Annotated in this window: 15 protein-coding genes; 5 read left to right on the plus strand and 10 right to left on the minus strand. The window is 45.4% G+C overall.

The window, feature by feature from the left end; all coding sequences use genetic code 11:
- Window positions 1–6 precede the first annotated feature (6 nt).
- A complete protein-coding gene (locus F0364_RS03095; RefSeq protein ID WP_153796287.1) occupies window positions 7–945 on the minus strand; it encodes a nucleotide-diphospho-sugar transferase in 939 nt (312 codons plus the stop codon).
- Between the two features lie 78 nt (window positions 946–1,023).
- Between F0364_RS03095 and F0364_RS03100 the strand changes: the two genes are divergently transcribed.
- The gene (locus F0364_RS03100; RefSeq protein WP_153796288.1) at window positions 1,024–1,791 is read left to right on the plus strand and encodes a glycosyltransferase family 2 protein; all 768 of its coding nucleotides are present in this window, start codon (window positions 1,024–1,026) and stop codon (window positions 1,789–1,791) included.
- A gap of 12 nt (window positions 1,792–1,803) precedes the next feature.
- On the opposite strand, the gene F0364_RS03105 is transcribed toward F0364_RS03100, so the two are convergent.
- From F0364_RS03105 to F0364_RS03120, 4 genes are all read right to left on the minus strand, one after another.
- Window positions 1,804–2,760, minus strand: a complete 957-nt coding sequence (locus F0364_RS03105) for a hypothetical protein (protein ID WP_153796289.1) — start codon at window positions 2,758–2,760, stop codon at window positions 1,804–1,806.
- Between the two features lie 295 nt (window positions 2,761–3,055).
- Window positions 3,056–4,399: a rod shape-determining protein RodA gene (gene rodA, locus F0364_RS03110; protein WP_153796290.1), complete on the minus strand. Its 1,344-nt coding sequence runs from the start codon at window positions 4,397–4,399 to the stop codon at window positions 3,056–3,058.
- Window positions 4,399–6,558 carry a penicillin-binding protein 2 gene (gene mrdA, locus F0364_RS03115; RefSeq protein ID WP_153796291.1) on the minus strand — a complete coding sequence of 720 codons (2,160 nt, stop codon included), beginning with the start codon at window positions 6,556–6,558 and terminating at the stop codon, window positions 4,399–4,401. Before mrdA ends, rodA begins: the two co-directional genes overlap by 1 nt.
- Window positions 6,559–7,106: 548 nt before the next feature.
- Window positions 7,107–7,733 carry a CE1 family esterase gene (locus F0364_RS03120; protein ID WP_153796292.1) on the minus strand — a complete coding sequence of 209 codons (627 nt, stop codon included), beginning with the start codon at window positions 7,731–7,733 and terminating at the stop codon, window positions 7,107–7,109.
- 98 nt (window positions 7,734–7,831) lie between these two features.
- Between F0364_RS03120 and F0364_RS03125 the strand changes: the two genes are divergently transcribed.
- Window positions 7,832–9,379, plus strand: coding sequence for a helicase HerA-like domain-containing protein (locus F0364_RS03125; protein WP_153796293.1), 1,548 nt, complete (start codon window positions 7,832–7,834; stop codon window positions 9,377–9,379).
- Between the two features lie 732 nt (window positions 9,380–10,111).
- On the opposite strand, the gene F0364_RS03130 is transcribed toward F0364_RS03125, so the two are convergent.
- Window positions 10,112–12,016 (minus strand): RecQ family ATP-dependent DNA helicase, encoded by a 1,905-nt coding sequence (locus F0364_RS03130; protein WP_153796294.1) that lies wholly within the window; start codon window positions 12,014–12,016, stop codon window positions 10,112–10,114.
- Between the two features lie 78 nt (window positions 12,017–12,094).
- Window positions 12,095–13,333 carry a M16 family metallopeptidase gene (locus tag F0364_RS03135; RefSeq protein WP_153796295.1) on the minus strand — a complete coding sequence of 413 codons (1,239 nt, stop codon included), beginning with the start codon at window positions 13,331–13,333 and terminating at the stop codon, window positions 12,095–12,097.
- A 495-nt stretch (window positions 13,334–13,828) separates the two neighbouring features.
- On the opposite strand from F0364_RS03135, the gene F0364_RS03140 reads away from it, so the two are divergent.
- The 3 genes from F0364_RS03140 (at window position 13,829) to F0364_RS03150 (ending at window position 15,503) form a co-directional block, all read left to right on the plus strand.
- A complete protein-coding gene (locus tag F0364_RS03140; protein ID WP_153796296.1) occupies window positions 13,829–14,575 on the plus strand; it encodes a DUF3667 domain-containing protein in 747 nt (248 codons plus the stop codon).
- Window positions 14,576–14,682: 107 nt separating this feature from the next.
- A complete protein-coding gene (locus F0364_RS03145) occupies window positions 14,683–15,159 on the plus strand; it encodes a DinB family protein (RefSeq protein WP_153796297.1) in 477 nt (158 codons plus the stop codon).
- Window positions 15,160–15,173: 14 nt separating this feature from the next.
- A complete protein-coding gene (locus tag F0364_RS03150; RefSeq protein ID WP_153796298.1) occupies window positions 15,174–15,503 on the plus strand; it encodes a hypothetical protein in 330 nt (109 codons plus the stop codon).
- A gap of 54 nt (window positions 15,504–15,557) precedes the next feature.
- On the opposite strand, the gene F0364_RS03155 is transcribed toward F0364_RS03150, so the two are convergent.
- The 3 genes from F0364_RS03155 to F0364_RS03165 all read right to left on the minus strand — a co-directional run bounded on the left by F0364_RS03155 (window position 15,558) and on the right by F0364_RS03165 (window position 19,267).
- A complete protein-coding gene (locus F0364_RS03155) occupies window positions 15,558–16,412 on the minus strand; it encodes a sugar phosphate isomerase/epimerase family protein (RefSeq protein WP_153796299.1) in 855 nt (284 codons plus the stop codon).
- A 49-nt stretch (window positions 16,413–16,461) separates the two neighbouring features.
- On the minus strand, window positions 16,462–17,034 hold the full coding sequence (locus F0364_RS03160; RefSeq protein ID WP_153796300.1) for a gluconate 2-dehydrogenase subunit 3 family protein: 573 nt from the start codon (window positions 17,032–17,034) through the stop codon (window positions 16,462–16,464).
- Window positions 17,035–17,551: 517 nt separating this feature from the next.
- Window positions 17,552–19,267 (minus strand): GMC oxidoreductase, encoded by a 1,716-nt coding sequence (locus F0364_RS03165; RefSeq protein WP_207632490.1) that lies wholly within the window; start codon window positions 19,265–19,267, stop codon window positions 17,552–17,554.
- Window positions 19,268–19,282 lie beyond the last annotated feature (15 nt).

The following is a 19,282-nucleotide window of genomic DNA, read 5'->3' on the forward strand; positions in this document are numbered from 1 at the left end:
TTGATTTTATTTAAAAAGACCTCGTACCCACCGCTTAAAGCGTTTTGTTTTTTTGTTGTAACGTTTCCAGCGTTCCTCCAGGCCAAACTCTTTTTTAATGAAATAATAATCCGCGGCTTTCTGCGGGTACATACATATGGGGTGGGTGATATGTTCTATTTCGCCAACCGCTAAATCAGCATGATGATTGGCAGGATCGAAAGTGTGTGTAGCATCGTTACGAAAGCCTATGTTACGGATGAGGTTAACGTTAGGCGTAATGCACAGTCCGTTTTCAAAGAAGGTGATAAAGTTTAGCTGGTAATCCCAGGTGTCTATTTTGTTTTGCTTGAGGTCATTAAATATTTTTATCCAATCCTGTATAAGAAACCTGTCTGTAAAAATATTTTCCAGGGCAGATTGGGCGTTTTCTTCTGTGTATTTGGCCAGAGATGCATCGTACTTTTTCCATACACGCCGCCAGCTTGCCCAGCCCCATATATTGCTGTATTGGGATAAGTAATAGCTGCCATCACCCCAGGTTTGCCCGTTTTGCAGGTTGGTGCCGGTAATGTTGTGTATGCGTGTATCAAAACGGTAGTGCTGTAAAAGTTTATCACAGAAAAAAAAGAAACTGGTAACGGGCAGGCAGTCATCTTCCAGAATAATGCCTTCTTCTTCCTGCTCAAAAAACCAGTCAATAGCAGAAGATACCGCCACTTTGCACCCTTTATTTTCGGTTCTGAACAAAGTTTTTACTGTACAATCCCAATCTACCAATTGTGTAATGGCCCTTGCCTGGTTGCATAGCTCTATATCTGATGTATTGTTTTGCCGTGGGCCATCCGCTGCAATGTAAAGTTTTGAGGGCTTAACAGCTTTGATGGCATTAAATACCTGAAGGCCGAGGTCTGGGCGGTTAAATATTAAAAGTAATACCGGTGATTGAACAATATATGAAGTCATAAAAATATTTACCTCTTACTGTTAAGCAGGGGTTTAAAAAAGCCGGGGTAAAATTAAGTGTTTAATTTTGGCGCCACCATGAAAGAGTCCCGCTTAGATAACCATGAAAGTGAGATAGTGATAAGCATCATTATCGCTACGTTTAACGCGGCGCCGTATTTAAGGGAGTGCCTTGAATCAATAGCTGCGCAACAATTCAAACAAATGGAAGTGGTGATAGTTGACGGCGGTAGCACAGACGGCACAGTTGACATTATTAAGAATTTTAAAAAAATTGCCCTTACATGGGTTAGCGGGCCGGACAAAGGTATTTACGATGCCTTTAATAAAGGTTTAAAAATGGCGAGAGGGGAATGGATACATTTTCTGGGTGCGGATGATAAATTGTTGCCGTCTTTTAGCCAGATGGCACAAAACCTAAAAGATTCTGATACTGTTTACTACGGTAACAGTGTACCATTTATTTCAGAGGGCAAAAAGCCATCTTACGATATTTTAAGCGGGCCATTTAGCAAATACCGGCTTGCCAAGTACTGCATTAACCATCAGGCCATACTTTACCCTGCACGGGTTTTTAAAGAGTATGGGTATAGCCTGAAATACCGCGTTTTTGGGGATTACGATTTGAATATAAAAGTGTGGGGCAACAGTTCTTTTACAAAAAGGTATTACCCCATAGACATGGTTCTGTACAACATGGCCGGTTTTTCTTCTACCAATAATGATGTGTTATTTAAGCAAGACAAACCGAAACTGATAAAAGAGAGCCTGGGCCTGTTTATATACTGGCGCTACAGTTACAAAAAGCTAAGAAACAGGTTAAAAGGGGAGGATAATTTCTTTTAGCTGCTGGTTGCATTATTTCCTGCGTTTAAAAAGCCTTTTCAACAAAGGTTTCTGTTGCCAGTCGTGTTCTTCTTTCATAGCAGAATAGCTGGATGTAAACTGCCTGTAAAAAAAGTAACCTGCTGCTTTTAATTCTTCGTTGTATTCGGCATAAATGGTTTTTAAATCGGGCCTGTCTTCAAGCTTATACCGGTCATAATGCATTAGCGGTAACTCGTTTTTATCTACCATAAAAGAGCTGAAGTGAAAGAATATAAGCTTATCGCCATTATTTAAATAATAGCTGCCATTAACCTGTTTTAAAGATCGTTCATGAAGGTTCCATGGCGCCATGTTTAAGCCCCGGTCTTCCAATACTTTAACACCTTTAAAAAAAACAGGAACGTGATTAATCGGCAGTTGATCAACAAACTGGCCAATAGCGGTTGCAAAGTAGCCCCTTTTGTACGTTTGCTCTTTCCACCAGGCAACCAGCCGGTTAGCTTCGCTGTCATTCTTTAGCCCTATAAAGCCCAGGTTATACAGCCCGTAAACAAGGAAAGTATTTTCGCTTGGTTTCTTATCGTCTATCGGCACCGGTGTATAAATGTGAGGGGTAAGTAAAATTGAAAAATTTTGAAACTCGCTGTACAATTCTGTTAAAGGGGCATACAGTTTAATATCAGGATCGAGGTATAATACATTTGTAGCTTTTCGTTGCGTAAAAAGGTATTCAATGGCTGTTGGTTTAAGGCAGGTGTTCAGCTCTATAATATTATACTTTAAAACAAGGTTATGCAATTCCGGCTCAATATCTTCTACGGGTACAACTTCGTTTGCCGGCAAAGCGGCATAATCAATCTGGCTGTTTTTCTCATCGCATAAAAAGATAAAGAAAGCAACACCTGGCTCAAACTGCTGTAATGATTTGCCCAAAATGCTTGCCTGGGCAAGGTAATTGTTAGAGCAAATGGTAAAAATGCATTTCATGTAAAGCCCTCTACTATAAAATTAAGTTCGCAAATTATGCATTACATGTATAGGTTTTTGCTTAATGATGGCAGTGTTGCAGCATGTTTAACATGATTGGTTTAAATATGGTGGGCAAAGCTAAATAGTATTCCCGCCGCCCAATGGCTGCCGGATTGAAACGGAAACCCCGCAGCCGCCGGAGCGTAGCGAAGGCGGCGAGGAGTTGCAGTGGAAAGCCGGAACTGCTGTTTAGTAAAGCGGTGAAGGCGACAGCCCCAAGAATTTTGCCGAAGATACCCTGGCGATAATAATTTTACCGGAGCACCATCTGCCTGTCTGCATCAAGGCGCAGCAGTATGAAAATAAGCACTGTAAAAGTAAGCAACGACGAGCCGCCGTAACTGATGAGTGGCAGTGCGATACCTATGATGGGAAAGAGCCCGATAGTCATACACACATTTACTGTAATATGAAACAGCAGAATGCTAACCACGCTGTAAGCATATACGCGGCTAAAGGTGCTTCGCTGCCGCTCTGCTATCCATACAATGCGGAAGAGCAGTATCATATAAATGCCCAGGAATACCACGCAGCCTATAAACCCGAACGCTTCGCCAAGCGAAGTAAAAATAAAATCTGTATGCTGTTCGGGCACGTACTTGCCACGTGTTTGTGTGCCTTTTAAAAAGCCCCGGCCAAAAATGCCGCCCGAGCCTATGGCTATTTTACTTTGCCTAACATTGTAATCATCGGGTTTGTAGGCTGCTTTGTTTTTATCGCTGCTGTTTTGAGAATGTTTATTCTGGCTACAGTCATAATCCTGGCCTACGGCGCTAAAAATGCGCTGGCTTTGGTAGCACTCAAAAACATTATTAAATATATAAGGAACGGCAAAACGCTGTATGCCTACACATGCAGCCCATATAAGCAGTATAACAAGCAGCAGCGTTCTGTTTCTCCTTATCTTCCTCCACATAAAATAAATAACCAGGCCTGCAATAATGGTTAAAATAATGGCCAGGGTATTGGGGGCTATTACCAGTGTGGCCACTACCAGCACACCGAATGATACGCCTATTACCAGTATTTTACCGGGCAGGCCTTCGCGGTACATGGTTACAAAAAAGCTGAAATACACCAGCGCCAACCCTGTTTCGTGCTGCATGCGGGAGAGCACGGCGGGTAACAACACAATGGCGCCGGCAATTAACTGGGAGCGCAATTTGGAAAAATCCATATCCTGCATGCTCAGGTATTTGGCCAGCGCCAGGGCGGTAAATATTTTACACAGTTCTGCCGGCTGCAGGTTAAAGCCGCCGCCCAGGGCAATCCAGCTTTGGGAGCCCTTTACATCCCGCCCTATTACAAAAGTGGCCAGCATAAGCAATATGCCAAACATGTATAATAGGTTGGCAAAGGCGGTGTATAATTTACTATCGCTCAGCAGTATAAAAGTAGCTACCACCACGCACAGGCCGGCAAAGATGAGCTGCTTGCTGTAATTGGTTTGCCCACCCAGGAAAGAGCTTAGCCAGTTAACATCCGGCCGGTATTCTACCATAAAAATGCAAAGGATGCCAATGGCCACCAGTGCAGCATACAACCAGATAACCAGCCAGTCAATACCCTGAGAAATAGATTTATGCTGATGTGCCATTACACTTTTTTGTAGTTTCTGTTGTTCTTTTTATCGTCGCCGTTAATAATGGCCGCCGGTGTTTTTAGTGTAGCCGGTTTTCGGCTGCTGCTGTCGTTGGCAGGGGCGCCGCCGGTGGATGGCGGGTTGGTAGTTTGCCCGGGCTGTGTACGCGGTGCATTGTTGCCGGATTTTGAATCGAACTCGGGCTGCTCTTCTATATCCACGGTATCCCTTGCTTCTTTGGCCGCCCTTTCTTTTATGATGCGCATACTGTCTTTTACCCTGCGTATGGAATCCAGCTTAACCATTTCCCGTCTCATCCGGTTGGGTATCAGGTTCATTTTGGTAAGCCTGTCAACTTCCGCTTTGCGGCGGGGGTCGGTAATGGAATCTTTCAGGTATTTTTCAATCAGCAGGCTGGCAATGGGTGCCGCGGAAGTAGAACCAAAACCGGCATTCTCGCACATTACCGCAATGGCAATGCGGGGGTTATCCCTGGGGGCAAAAGCGCCAAAAAAGGCATGGTCTTTTTGTTTTTCCATTTTGCCATCCACTTTGGCCGAGTTTTCTACCGTGCCCGTTTTGCCGCACACTACTACACCAGGTACTTTAGCCGCGGCGCCGGTACCAAATTCCATGGTACCCTGCATACCATCGTGCACGGCTTCAAAAATGGCGGGGTCTATATCTTTTGTATAATGTTTTTGGCGGTAAGGTTCCAGCATTTTAAACGTGTCGCCATCTTCAATGCTGTCCACCAGGTGCGGCGTGTAATACCAGCCTTTGTTGGCAATAATGGCCATCACATTAGAAAGCTGCGTAAGCGTGGTAAGTATTTCGCCCTGGCCAATGCTGTTGGAGATAATATTACAGCTCTGCCATTTTTTGCCAAATATTTTCTGGTAATACTTACCGGTAGGTATGTTGCCCCTTTTTTCCGAAGGCAGGTCAACCCCCAGGCGGTTGCCCAACCCAAAAGAATAAGCGTATTGGTTAAAGGAACTCAAGGCACTGTCGCGGCTGGGCATGCCCGGCTGGTCAAGCTCCCGGCGAAAAGCCACCGCAAAATAGCTGTTACAGGATTTTGAAATGGCGCCCCGCAGGTTAAAAGTACCGGCAGCGTGGCAGCCCATACGGCCGCAACCATAGTAAGCGCCGGGGCAGCTAACCGTCATTTTATCGTCAATAACGCCTTCTGCCATGCCTATAATGCCCACCACGGTTTTAAAAGTAGAGCCCGGCGAATAGTAGGTGCCCATGGTGCGGTTAAGCAGGGGCAGCCGGGGGTCTGTAAACAATTCAGAAAAGTGTTTTCTTCTCTCGGGGCCTGTTAAGTAGTTGGGGTTGTAAGTGGGGGCGCTAACCATGCACAGAATGCCGCCCGTTTTAGGGTCAATAGCCACAATGCTGCCCACTTTATTGGTCATTAGCTGTTCACCCAACTGTTGCAGTTCCACATCCAGGCTCAGGTAAAGGCTTTTGCCTGCTATGGCGGTGGTATCGTACATGCCGTTTTCAAAAGAGCCCTGCAGGCGGCCGCGGTTATCGCGTATAAACTGTTTTACGCCCCGCTGCCCCATCAGCACCCTTTCATAGCTGCGCTCAAGCCCGGTCATGCCGGCGTAATCGCCCATTTCATACCCTTCTTCCACATGCTTGCGTAAAAAACCTGTATCTACCTCTCCCAGGTAACCCAGCACATTGCCCGCCGCGCCAAAAGGGTAAGCCCTAACCGGCCGCTCCTGCAGCACAAAGCCCGGAAATTTGTACATGTTCTCGTTCAGGCGTGCATACAGCTCCGGCGTAAGCAGCGGCACAAACACGCTGGGTTTGTACCGGGAGTTTTTAATGATGGATGTAAGCACCCTTTTCTTAAACTCGGCAGTGTCTATACCCAATATATTGCAAAGGGCAAACGTGTCTGTCTGGCGTATTTCCGACGGGGTAATCACCAGGTCGTACATAATGGTATTTTCCAGAACGGCTTTGCGCTTGCGGTCATAAATAATACCCCGGTCCGGGTAAACTACTTTGCGGTAAATGGCATTGCTTTCGGCCTGTAGTTTATACTTAGAGGAGAATAACTGCAGGTTAAGCAGTTGCGCCACAATGATGAGAAAAATTGCGATGAAAATTATCTGTATTACTCTGCTTCGGCTCTGATTGTACACGGGCATGATAAAAGAAAAGGCGTTTTTTGCAATTACAAAGTTGGTACTTACACCAACACAAACACGGGGGCATAAGCAAAATTTTATGCAAACTTGTAAAGATGTGTTGATAAATAAGCGTGGCTTTGGCCGGGTTATCCACAGGTCGTTTTTCAGGGCCCGTAATGAGTGAAGGGTTGTCGCATTCTTTTAATGTAAGGTTTTTTAGGGGGTGTCCCTCGTACCTCGGGCCGGGCTTTCCGCTATTACTCCGGCACAAAGCCTGGCTGCGAAGGCCTCACCGGGGTAACCGCTTCAATCCCTCACCCGAAAGTGCAACACGCTGCTGCTCAATGTCATTAAGTTAAGGAAACGAATGTCAGGTTGAGCTTGTCGAAACCGGGGTTATGCAAGCCGCTTTTTCACCAATCCGCCTTCGACAGGCTCAGGCTGACAGCTTAACTTAATGACATTGCACTGCTGCTTTTGCGGACAGGCTTAATAAAATGAAAATGAAAGACATACCGCGGCATCACCAGCAGGGCAAGTATTGAAGTTTTAAACGCTTAGCCGATTTACCTGTTTTGTTTCATCAAAAAATCAAACCCAGCCAGCAGCGCCTTGCTGTAAGCCGTTTTACTATTGCCGGGTATTGCACTGGTAAATTCCATTACCTTAACGTTTTCCGGTACCGTACATTTTTGCTGCGCCCCAATGGCCGCGATTGCCGTCATAATGTGGGGATAGTTGCAGGCCAGGCGGTAAGCCATATCCGCGCCGGTTTCAAAACCTGCGGCATAAATGTTATTGGGGTTACAACGGTATTGCTGGGTAAAATAAGTTATCATAATGCTGATGAAGCCCGCATCGTTTACAGAATCTTTGCTGCCTGTATGCCACCCGCTTGCCAAAGCTTCAGGATAAAGAATAACACAGCCCGCGGAATCAGCACTGGTATGCAACTCATCGCCGTAATTCTTAATAAAGTTGTTGCCGCTTTCTTTTTTGCCCGGCAGTACAATAAGCAAAGGATAAAAATCTTTGCTGCCATAATTTTCAGGAAGGTAAAAAGATATCCTGCGGGGTATTTCATCAATTACAAAATCGCTGCTGTACACCTGTTTGCCTTGCGGCATATCCTGCGCCAGGGTGCTTACAACTGGCAACAGGCCAAGCAATACCAACAATACCCGGTTTGTCATAATGTGTGTGGTACATAAAATTATACCAGTAACTGTTAGTCTTTAAATAATTTTCTTATTCAATAACCAATCTGCTATCTTTCGTAAAAGATTTTGCTATGCCAACCCAGGAGGCGTTTTTACAAGCCGTACAAAAAGGATACAGTTTTAAAGGAGAGCATGTTAAAATAGGCTGCGGTATGCTGGACGGGGCAGTGGTGCCCGGTGCGGATATACTGCTGCCGCTGAAAACCATGAACCGGCATGGGCTTATTGCCGGCGCTACGGGTACCGGCAAAACCAAAACTTTACAGGTGCTTAGCGAATGCCTGAGCGATGCCAGCGTACCGGTGGTATTAATGGACATAAAGGGCGACCTGAGCGGTATTGCCGCCGCTGGCACCGCCAATGAAAAACTGGCGGAACGCTGCCGTTTGCTGAATGTTGGCTTTACCCCCACCGCTTACCCTGCCGAACTGCTTACCCTAAGCAACGAAAAAGGCGCCAGGCTGCGGGCTACAGTTACTGAATTTGGCCCTATACTGCTGAGCAAAATACTGGGGCTTAACGATACCCAGGGCGGGCTGGTGGCCATGATTTTTAAATATTGCGACGACCATAAAATGCCGCTGCTGGACCTTAAGGATTTTGTGAAAGTGCTGCAGTACATCAGCGACGAAGGCAAAGCCGAAATGGAAAAAGAGTATGGTAAAATATCCACTACATCTACCGGTACCATATTGCGCAAAGTGGTAGAGTTGCAGCAGCAGGGTGCTGATATTTTTTTTGGCGAGCCCAGCTTTGAGGTGGAAGACCTGATGCGCATTAACAACGATGGACGGGGCATGGTGAACATACTGCGTGTTACCGATATGCAAAACAGGCCCAAACTGTTCTCCACATTCATGCTGCAGTTGCTGGCCGAACTGTATGCCATTTGCCCGGAAGAAGGTGATATGGACAAACCCAAGCTGGTGATGTTTATTGATGAAGCGCACCTGGTGTTTAATGAAGCTACAGATGCCTTGTTGAACCAGGTGGAAACCGTGATAAAACTTATCCGTTCAAAAGGCATTGGCATTTTCTTTTGCACCCAAAACCCGCAGGATGTACCGGCGCCGATACTTAGCCAACTTGGGCTTAAAATACAGCATGCCCTGCGTGCCTTTACCGCCGCAGACAGAAAAACAATTAAACAGGCGGCAGAAAACTTCCCTGAATCTGAGTACTATAAAACCGATGAACTGCTTACACAAATGGGCATAGGCGAAGGGCTTGTTACCATGCTGAATGAAAAGGGTATTCCCACGCCGCTGGTACATACCATGCTCTGCCCGCCCCGCAGCAGGATGGATGTATTAACCGAAACAGAGATTGACAACCTGGTGGCCAAAAGCCGCCTGGTAAACAAATATAACCGGGAAGTTGACAGCCAAAGCGCTTACGAGATACTAACCGGCAAACTGGAAGATGCCGCTGAAAAGCAACGTGAAGAAGAGGATAGAAAGGAAGAACAAAAAACGACCAAACGCCAACCTAAAGAAGAAGGCTTTTTTGATAACCCTGTTTTAAAACAGGTAGGCCGTACCGCGGCCAGCGTTATTACCCGCAGCCTGCTGGGTGCGCTGGGCCTGGGTGGCAGAAGAAGAAAGGGAAGATGGTTTTAATGAACCTTGTGTAATCTGCAAGCAAAAGGTACGGGGGCGGAGCATGAAATTTATTCATTCAAGATGCCACCTGCCATACAAGCCCCAAACATTAAAATGCGGAAAAGACTTTTTATAAACTTATTAGTGACATTAGTATTCTCGTTAATTGGGACTGGGCTTTTTTTTACTATTTGGTATAAAATTATCGAGATGGGGTTTGAAGAGCGTCAAGCAATAGTAATATTGTTTCTCCTATTGACAGTTATTCAAAACCTAATGTTGGCGATATTATCACTACCTGTAATGTTTCAAATAAATGCTTCCAACTTTTCTAGTACTTGGACTAAAATATCCTATTTGTATTTAGTTCCTTTTGTTGTGACACTTATGTTTTCATTCTATTTTTTAGACAGCATTGGAGATAAAATTGTTTTTGCATGTGTTGTAGCTCCTACGATCTTCTGCCTAGTTAATTGCTATTTTTATAAGCAATTGACAAAACATCAGAAATAGATAGCGCATCTATAAGTTGGCTTGAGCGTAAAGCTTCCATGAAGTGGAATATACGCTACTTCAGGGTGAGGGATTGCAGCGGTTACCCCGGTGAGGCTTCTGTGCGTTGAGCCTTGTGCCGGAGTAATAGCGGAAAGCCCGACCCCTTGCGCAGCTTGGGGGCACCCCCAAAAGCCAAGTACGAAGTACTTACTTATGTTAGATGTTTGATGTGGGGTGTACGATGCATCCAAAACATTATACCATTCTTGCTATGCCCAACTCATCCACCACTATTTTCCTTTCGGTTTGCAGGTAGTTGATTACCTGCCACAACTTTTCTCTTTTTATACCGGCAAGCTGCTGCAGTAATGTTTTTATTTCTACTCCGCCGTTTGAAAGACAGTTGTATATGCTTTGCTGGATGCTGCTGAACTCAGCCTGGGAAAGTGTTGATCTTTTGCGGTTAAGGCAGTTATCGCATACGCCGCAATCCTGTATGCCGGCATCTCCAAAATAATTACCGATAAAACTGCTGCGGCACTGCTGTTGAAGCCCGATGTATTGCAGCATGTGCTGCAACCGGTTTTCGTACTGCTGTTTGCGCAGGCTGTATTGCTCCCTGTTAATGTATAAAAACTCCGCCGGGGCACGGTTAAGGATAAAATGGACCTGTGGCTTTTCTTTCTGCGGCAGGTACTCAATAATACCGAACGCCTGCAACTTTTGCAGGCCGCTGATAACTTTTTCAACCGGCATTCTTGCCAGGCGAGCCACCTGTTTTTCATGTACAGATACACGGTTGTCGTAAATGCCTTCATAAGTGCGTAACAGGCATTTAATCAGCGGCTCAAGATCCTGGTGGCTGTTTTCAAAATCTTCCAGCGCCTGTTTAGGCGCAGTAAAGCAAACCTGCGACGGTAAGAAAATACTTTCATTAAATTCCAGGTGGCCTTCCTGCTCCAGCACTTTTAAAACGCTAATGGCAAGCTGCATTTCCAGCTTGAAGTTTTTCACAAATTCAACCAGGTCAAAATCGTAGTAGTTGCCGGCGCCAATGCCAACGGGAACCTGCAGGTAATCTGCCAGGTGCTGGTACACTTTGCGCACCTGGTATATGTCGGGAAAACGTGTATCGGGCAAGGCCTCGAGTGCATTTTCGTCCTGCTGGTTGTACAGCAAAACGGCGTAGGCTTTTTTGCCGTCCCTGCCAGCACGCCCTGCTTCCTGGTAGTAATTTTCCAGGCATTCCGGTGGGGTATAATGCACTACTGTGCGAACATCCGGTTTGTCTATACCCATACCAAAAGCATTGGTACACACCATTACCCTTACCTGCCCGTTTAGCCAGGCGGTTTGTTTGCTGCCGCGCTCATCCTGCGTAAGGCCGGCATGGTAAAAAGTTGCCGGCACTTGTTGCATGCCCAGCAGCCCGGCCACTTCTTTTGCCTGCCTGCGGCTGTTGCAATACACTACGGCGCTGCCCTTAACATTGGCTAAAATTTCCTGCAGCTTGTTTATTTTGCTATCTGCCTTAAAAACGCTGTAGGAAATATTAGGCCTGGTAAAAGGCTGGCGAAAAGTGTTAGGTGCTGCAAACAACAGCTTTTCGGCGATATCTCTTTCCACTTCCGGTGTGGCAGAAGCGGTTACCGCCAATATGGGTACATGGGGCAAATGTTCTCTTAAAGCAGCAATGCGCAGGTAGGGCGGCCGGAAATCGTACCCCCACTGGGATATGCAGTGAGCTTCGTCTACAGCTATCAGGCTTACAGAAAGATGGGGAAGGTATTCTTTGAACAGGCTTGTTTCAAGCCTTTCCGGCGATAGGTACAGGAACCTGGCATTTTCGTCTGTAGCCTGCTGCAATGTTTTACGCACTTCGTAATAAGTCATGCCGCTGTGCAATGCCAGGGCGGGTATGTTGCGTTTTTCCAGGCTGGCTACCTGGTCTTTCATTAATGCCACCAGCGGGCTGATTACCAGGCAAAGACCATCATTGAGCAATGCCGGTACCTGGTAGCATATTGACTTACCACCCCCGGTAGGCAACAGTGCCAGTGAGTCTTTGCCTTCCAAAACAGAGGCGATGATTTCTTTTTGCAAACCCCTGAAAGCGGCATATCCCCAATATTGCTTCAGTATATCTTCAGGTGTTGGCATCTGGCATCAATAATAGGAAAGAATTGTGAAGCGCTGAATATTGTACGTGTTCGTACTTCTAACCTCGTAACTGAGCCATCAATTCCTGCTAAAGTAATGCATGGTATTGCTGTTTTTTTCGTCCAGTATTTCCTGGCTGCAGGCAAGTATGTCTCCACTGGTAACTTCGTGGTATTTGGCCAGTTCCTCATTCATGAGGTTGGCATTGCCCAGCAGCTCGTAAAAAGCCAGGCTGTTGGCGCGGCTCATAATGGTCATATCTTCAAAGGCAATAATGCTCTCGGTTTTATTCTTCACTTTCTGTAATTCAATTTCGGTAACCGGCTCTGCCTTTATCTTTTCAATTTCTTCATTTACCGCTTTTTCAACGTCTTCCATTTTTACGCCTTTTACCAGTTTGCCTTCTACGGCCAGCAGACCTTTTTCCACCGTACCGAAATGATAACAATCCAGGTTGCTGAACAGCTTTTTTTCTTTTACCAATGCCTGGAACATGCGGGAAGAGGCGCCGCCACCCAGTATTTCACTGAGTAAATCAGTAACATAATATCCTTTCTCCAGCCGGGATGCCATGTGCCAGGTTTTATAAAAGGCATCCAGCGGCACATCCGCATGCACTTCAATTAAACGGGCGGCCTGTTGCTTGGGCTCCTGCGGCAAATGGCGGTTGTATTTTTCGCCCATGGGTATATCGCCAAACCATTTTTCTGCCAGCCTTTTGATATCTTCTGTTTTTACATTACCGGCAACCACCAGAATGGCATTTACGGGGCGGTAGTGCTTAAAAAAGAAATGTTTTACATCATCCAGGTGGGCATGCTCAATATGGCTTAGTTCTTTTCCGATGGTCATCCAGCGGTAAGGGTGTGTGGTGTAGGCCAGTTCCCTTAACTTATGCCACACATCGCCATAAGGTTTGTTGATGTAGTGCTCTTTAAATTCCTCGCATACAACTTTCCGCTGTACATCCAGGCTTTTTTTGCTGAAGGCCAGGCTAAGCATGCGGTCACTTTCCAGCCAGAAGGCGGTTTCAATATTTTCAGCCGGTAGCTGGCAGTAATAATTGGTTAAATCGTTAGTGGTATAAGCATTGTTTTCTCCGCCAGCCCGTTGTAACGGCTCATCATATTCAGGAATATGGATGCTGCCGCCGAACATCAGGTGCTCAAACAGGTGTGCAAAACCTGTTTTGGAGGGGTCTTCATCCCTGGCGCCTACGTCGTACATCACATTTACTACGGCCATTGGGGTGGAGTTATCTTCGTGTACCAGTACCCTTAATCCATTATCCAGAACAAAACGGTTAAACTGCATCATATCTCAAATCTATAAGAGGTGCAAATTAAGGAAAGATAGGTTTAGTTGGGATGACTAACCCTGCCGTTGCAACCTGCAGCCACTGCGAATTACACCCGCCTGCAAAAGAAGCAGCCTGTTACACCCGGGTGAGGGATTGAAGCGGTTACCCCGGTGAGGCCTTCGCAGCAGGGCCTTGTGCCGGAGTATGAGCGGAAAGCCCGGCCCCTTGCGATAGCTTGGGGACACCCCCAGATAACAAGTACGAAGTTTGAAGTCCGAAGTACTTTTCTATGTTAGATGTTTGATGTGGGATGTAATCAAGTACGAGTTACGAAGTACGAAGTACCTTTTTATGTTAGATGTTTGATGTGGGATGTACGATGTAACTGTCATTATTGGTTTTTACGGGTATTGATAATACCTTTGGCGCCATATGCCATCCAATTTCTTTAACCATTGATAAAAAAATCCAAGTACCTAAGTTTACAAGTATAAAGCCTCTTCCATACCACTATGACCAACTGCTTAAACTGCGACCAGCCATTATCCAGTCATTATTGCGCTAACTGTGGGCAAAAAGCCGCGACACACAGGTATTCTGTAAAACATTTTGTAGAGCATGACCTGATACATGGTATCTGGCATGTAGATAAAGGTATTTTGTTTACTATAAAAGAATTGTTTACCCGGCCGGGGCACAGTGTAAGGGCATTTATAGAGGGCAAAAGGACCAGGTATTTTAATTACATTACCCTTTTAATTATTGTAGCCGGGGCCGGGCACTTTTTAAGTGAGCTTTCTCCATTGAAGATTGCGGATATATTTCCCGAAAAAAGTAAAGCCCTAATGTCCGTAATTGAAGAGTATTCCAGCAAATACCCCAAGCTTCTGCTGTTTATTACTATCCCTTTTTATTCAATATTCAGCTTTTTATGGTTCAGGAAAGCAAAGCTGAACATAACGGAGCACCTGGTAATGAATTGTTACCGGGCGGCGGCAGAATTAATTGTTGCGCTTGCTTTTGGCGTGGTAATGATTTTTTGTCACAATAAAGAGGTCTTATACATGCTCTACAGTATTACGGGTGTAGTGGTTTTGTTGTATGCTGCGTGGTTTTATTATCAATACTTCTCAGTTTTTGGGTACAAAAAATACAGCCTGGTATTGCGAAGTATTTTGGTGCCTGTTTCAGTTAATCTTTTCGTTTTTATTGCAGGGGTTCTACTTGCTGGTATTATGTTACTGCTCGGCCATAAGTAACTTACCAGTAGCTCTGTGCAGCAGGTTTGGCCAACGGTAGCTGTGCGTTGAAAATTACCCTGCATTGTTTTTGGCATAAGGTTGGTACCTTTCTATATAAAAAGCCTATGATAGCAGAAATGATTGCGCAGCATATACTGGATGTACATTTCGGCAATAACTGGACGGAAGTAACCATTCGCGAAACGCTGGACGATGTTACACTGGAAGAAGCTTTGACGGTTACAGCCGCTTCGCCCAACCATATTGCCGGGCTTACTTATCACCTTAGCTTTTATAACAAGCATGTGCTGCAAAGGCTTGCCGGCAGCGCCCCGGAAATACCGGAAAGCAACGGGTTTGACCTGCCACCAATTAACGACGAAGCCGGTTGGGAGCAGCTTAAGGCCGATTTACTGGAAAGCGCCGAACTATTGGCTGATGCCGTAAAACCATTGCCAGATGATGTGCTGAACGAGCCTATACTGGAAGGCTATAGTTCCCGCTACAAAACCCTGCATGGCATTGCCGAACATGCGCATTACCACCTGGGGCAGATGGTAATTTTAAAAAAACTTATCAGGAATTTAAAAGCCGAGGCATAATAAACCCATACCGCATGCCACAGAAAGGCAATACGCTGCTGCAGCAGCAAATCATCAGTAAAACGAACCTGCAGCTTACCGTGCAACCGGAATTTGAAAACTTCAGGCAGGCGTTGGCTAACTGCGTGCAAGATTTAATAAACAACGATTTTAACAGGCTGGTGCTTTTATTATACCGGCTTGATATAAGTGAGAAAAAACTAAAGGAACAACTGGCTATATCATCTGCCAATGCAGGCCTGCTTATTGCCGACATGATTATTGCCCGGGAAGAAGAAAAAGCCAAAAGCCGCCAAATGTTTTCTTCTGTGCCGCCGCCGGGCGATACCGAAGAAAGATGGTAGCAAAAAAGCCACCCGGCTGGATGGCTTTTTGGTTAGTAGGTTTTGTATGGGAAATTATACACTCAATGTTTTAAGATAGGCCGCGTCTGCTTTTGCACTTTCAATTGGCGTACTGCCATCATACCGCTCCTGCTCTACAATAAAATATTGCACACCGCTTTTTTGGGCCAGTTTTAATATGGAGGCGTAGTCAATATCGCCCTGCCCCAGTATGCAGGAGGCATCGGCTTCGGTAGAGCCTTTAATCCTGTCTTTAACATGGCAAAGTCTGAAGCGCTTGCCGTATTTTTTAAGATAAGCATTAATATCCGCACCACCGTTTACCACCCAGTACATATCCATTTCATAATCCACGGTATCAGGGTTGGTGGCATCCATCATTACATCCTGCGGTATCTTGCCTTCCAGCTCTTTAAAAGAATAGCCATGGTTGTGGTATGCGAACCTGATGCCGTTCTTTTTGCATATTTCGCCCCTTTCATTAAAAGTATCGGCGTACCGTTTAAAATCGTCCAGCGTTTTTTGCGGGCCAATCCAGGGACAAATCAGGTATTTCATACCAATGGAAGCAGCATCCGCAGCCTTCTTTTCAAAGTCCTTGTTAATGTCGCAGTGGCTCGATACCATCGTCATGCCTAAATCGCCCACATAACTTTTAAAGTCTGCCGGGCTCATGCCCCAGAACATGCCCTGGGCGCCTTCAAAACTTTCCAGTTGCTTATAGCCAAACGATGCTACCTGTTTTAAAATTCCCTTTGGGTCTTTAGGCAAGTCATCCCGTAAAGTATATAGCTGTAGGCCAAACTCCTTTAAAGGCGCTGGTGAAGCCAGCAAATTCTTTGACAATAAAGTACCCGCAGCCAGCATACCCGCTGACTGCAAAAATGCACGGCGTGAATAAATGGACATAGTGAAGTGTTGGTGTTTTAAAAAAGCATAATCATCCGGCAAACTGCTTTTAGGTTGCCCAGGCTTTGTCGCCTTTTTTGTAAGGTATGCAACCTTCGTATTTGCCAGGCACGGCTACATAACGCAGTGCTTTGGTAGCACCGGGTTCAGAGGTAAAGTAGCCCCACAGCGTTAATTGCTTAACCATGGCAAAGTAGTGATTGGGGTCGCCCTCTTTTTTATTCTTGTTGTAGTCTTTGGCTTCTTTGTCCAGTTCAACCAGCAGGTCGTGTTTTTCGCCGGCAGAAAGTTCCATAAAGTCTTTGCTGTACTTTTTCTTTGCGGCTTCATTTATTTTGTCAATGGCCGTTGCAAATACTTTTTGGTCTTTTTCTTCGTAACAGTCGGTTACGATTGTTTTCATAAAATCGCCAATTTTAGCTTCCTTGGCGCCGGGCGAAGAAGCCGTTGTTGGCAAAATGGTTTCACCCACTTCGTCTAAAAAGGCAATGTTCTCTTTAGAAAAGTCAAGGGCTCCTGAAGTTTTGGTGTCGGTTTTACAGCCGCTCAAAAAGGCTTCAGCGCCAATGATGGTACCGCCAAATAAAAGCGCTACACGTGATAAGGCGTCTCTCCTGTTCATACTGAGGTTTTAAAATTGTTGTTTCTAAATGCTGGGCGTAAGCCAGAAATGGCAAGCAGGTATTTTTCCTGGCAACAAACTTCTTCTTACTTCCCAAATATATTCAGTTTAAGCTTTTGTTGGTTAATTAATTTCGTCAATAAATAGCCAACCGCTTCAGCACTTTGTTGATACCTGGCGGTAGCGGGCCAAAGCGGTTTTTTTATGAGCCCAACGTCAGAACAGGCATGAGGCATCGTTGCGTCGCACTCTTCTACGCCTTGTCCGCTACGCAGCACAGCCCGGATAGAATAGTGAGCGGTGAGTAGTGAATGGTGAGTGGGTGGCATCCCGCTTCGCTATTCATCATTCTCAACACCCCTTGTTCCTTGTTCAATATTTCCATCGTGAACCGCAATTTAATGTATCCTTCGTTATTCAAAACTCCTTGTTCCTTGTTCGATAGTCTCTTCGTTTCCCGCTTTTTTAATCAAGGCAAAACTTACCCGCTCTAAAAGCCTCCCCTGCGGGGAGGTGGTTACAAATTCCCTTTCTTCATCTCTTCTACCGCGTAATTGGCTGCCCTTGCTGTTAAAGCCATATAGGTCAAAGATGGATTTTGACAGGCGGCAGATGTCATACAAGCGCCATCAGTCACAAAAACATTTTGTGCATCCCACACCTGGTTCCATTTATTCAGCACAGATGTTTTAGGGTCTTTACCCATTCTTGCCGTTCCCATCTCATGAATGCCATCCCCTACTTCGTGCCCTCCATCATGGGTTTCAATATCTTTAACACCGGCAGATTCCAGCATAGCTTTCGCTTCAGCTACGATATCTTTCCGCATCTTTTTTTCATTTTCTTTCAACTCTGCATCCATCGCCAGTACAGGTAATCCCCATTTATCTTTTTTATTCTTATCCAAAGAAATTTTATTCTCATGATAAGGCAGTAACTCACCAAAGCCGCCTATGCCAATCCTCCACGGCCCTGGCTCTGTAAGTGCCTCTTTGAATTTTTCGCCGATGCTGTATTCTGCTATATCGCGGTTCCATCCTGTGCGGCTTGCGGCTCCCTGGTAACCGAAGCCACGCAGGTAATCGCGTTTATCACCAAAAAGATTTACAAATCTTGGAATGTAAATACCGTTGGCTCTCCTGCCATAGTAGTATTTATCTTCATAACCATCTACGCTGCCACTGGCACCAAGGTTATAATGATGATCCATTACATTATGTCCTAATTCACCACTGCTGCTGCCCAGTCCATCAGGCCAGATATCTGTTGCTGAATTCATAAGCACCCAGGCACTGTTAAGCGCCGAAGCATTCAGGAAAACAATCTTTGAATAAAACTCATATGTTTTATTTGTTTCAGCATCCAGTATTTCTACACCTTTCGCCTTTTTTGTATCCTTATCATACAACACTTTTGTTACGATGCTCCAGGGGCGTACAGTAAGATTGCCTGTTTTCATTGCGGCGGGCAGCGTAGACGACTGCGTACTGAAATAACCGCCAAAGGGACAACCTTCCCAGCACCTGTTGCGATATTGACATTGTGTTCTACCTTCTATCGGGGCAGTAAGGTTAGCGCTACGCCCAATAATCATGTGGCGCATTCCCTTGTATTTTTCCTTAATTCGCACAGCCACATCTTTCTCTACGCAATTCATTTCCATTGGTGGTAAAAACTGTCCATCAGGCAAGTGTGGCAACCCTTCCTTTGAACCGTTTATACCAGCGAATCTTTCAACATAATCATACCATGAGGCAATGTCTTTATAACGGATTGGCCAATCAATCGCCCAGTCATCTTTCGCATTAGCCTCAAAATCAAAATCACTCCACCGATAACTTTGCCTTCCCCACAAAATAGAACGGCCACCCAGTTGATAAGCCCTCCACCATTTGAAAGGTTTTATTTCTGTATAAGGCGCATCAATGTCTTTTACCCAATAATCCATGATAGCTTCGTTCTTACCCCAGGTACGTGCAATAATTGGTTTATCCCTTAACTGCTGCTGTGTTACAGCGCCACCATGTATAAACTCCCACGGGTTTTTATTGGCAGATAAATAGTCTTTAATGTGTTCAAAATTGCGGCCACGCTCCAGCATCAATACTTTTAGACCCTTTTCTGAAAGTTCTTTTGCAGCCCAGCCGCCGCTGATACCTGAACCCACTACAATTGCATCAAATGTATTTTGGGTGATTGCTTTGTTATTAATATTGAGGGAATCTCTTTGCATACTTAACCGTTGATT

Origin of the sequence: Foetidibacter luteolus (assembly GCF_009650435.1) — a bacterium.
GTDB classification, from domain to species: domain Bacteria; phylum Bacteroidota; class Bacteroidia; order Chitinophagales; family Chitinophagaceae; genus Foetidibacter; species Foetidibacter luteolus.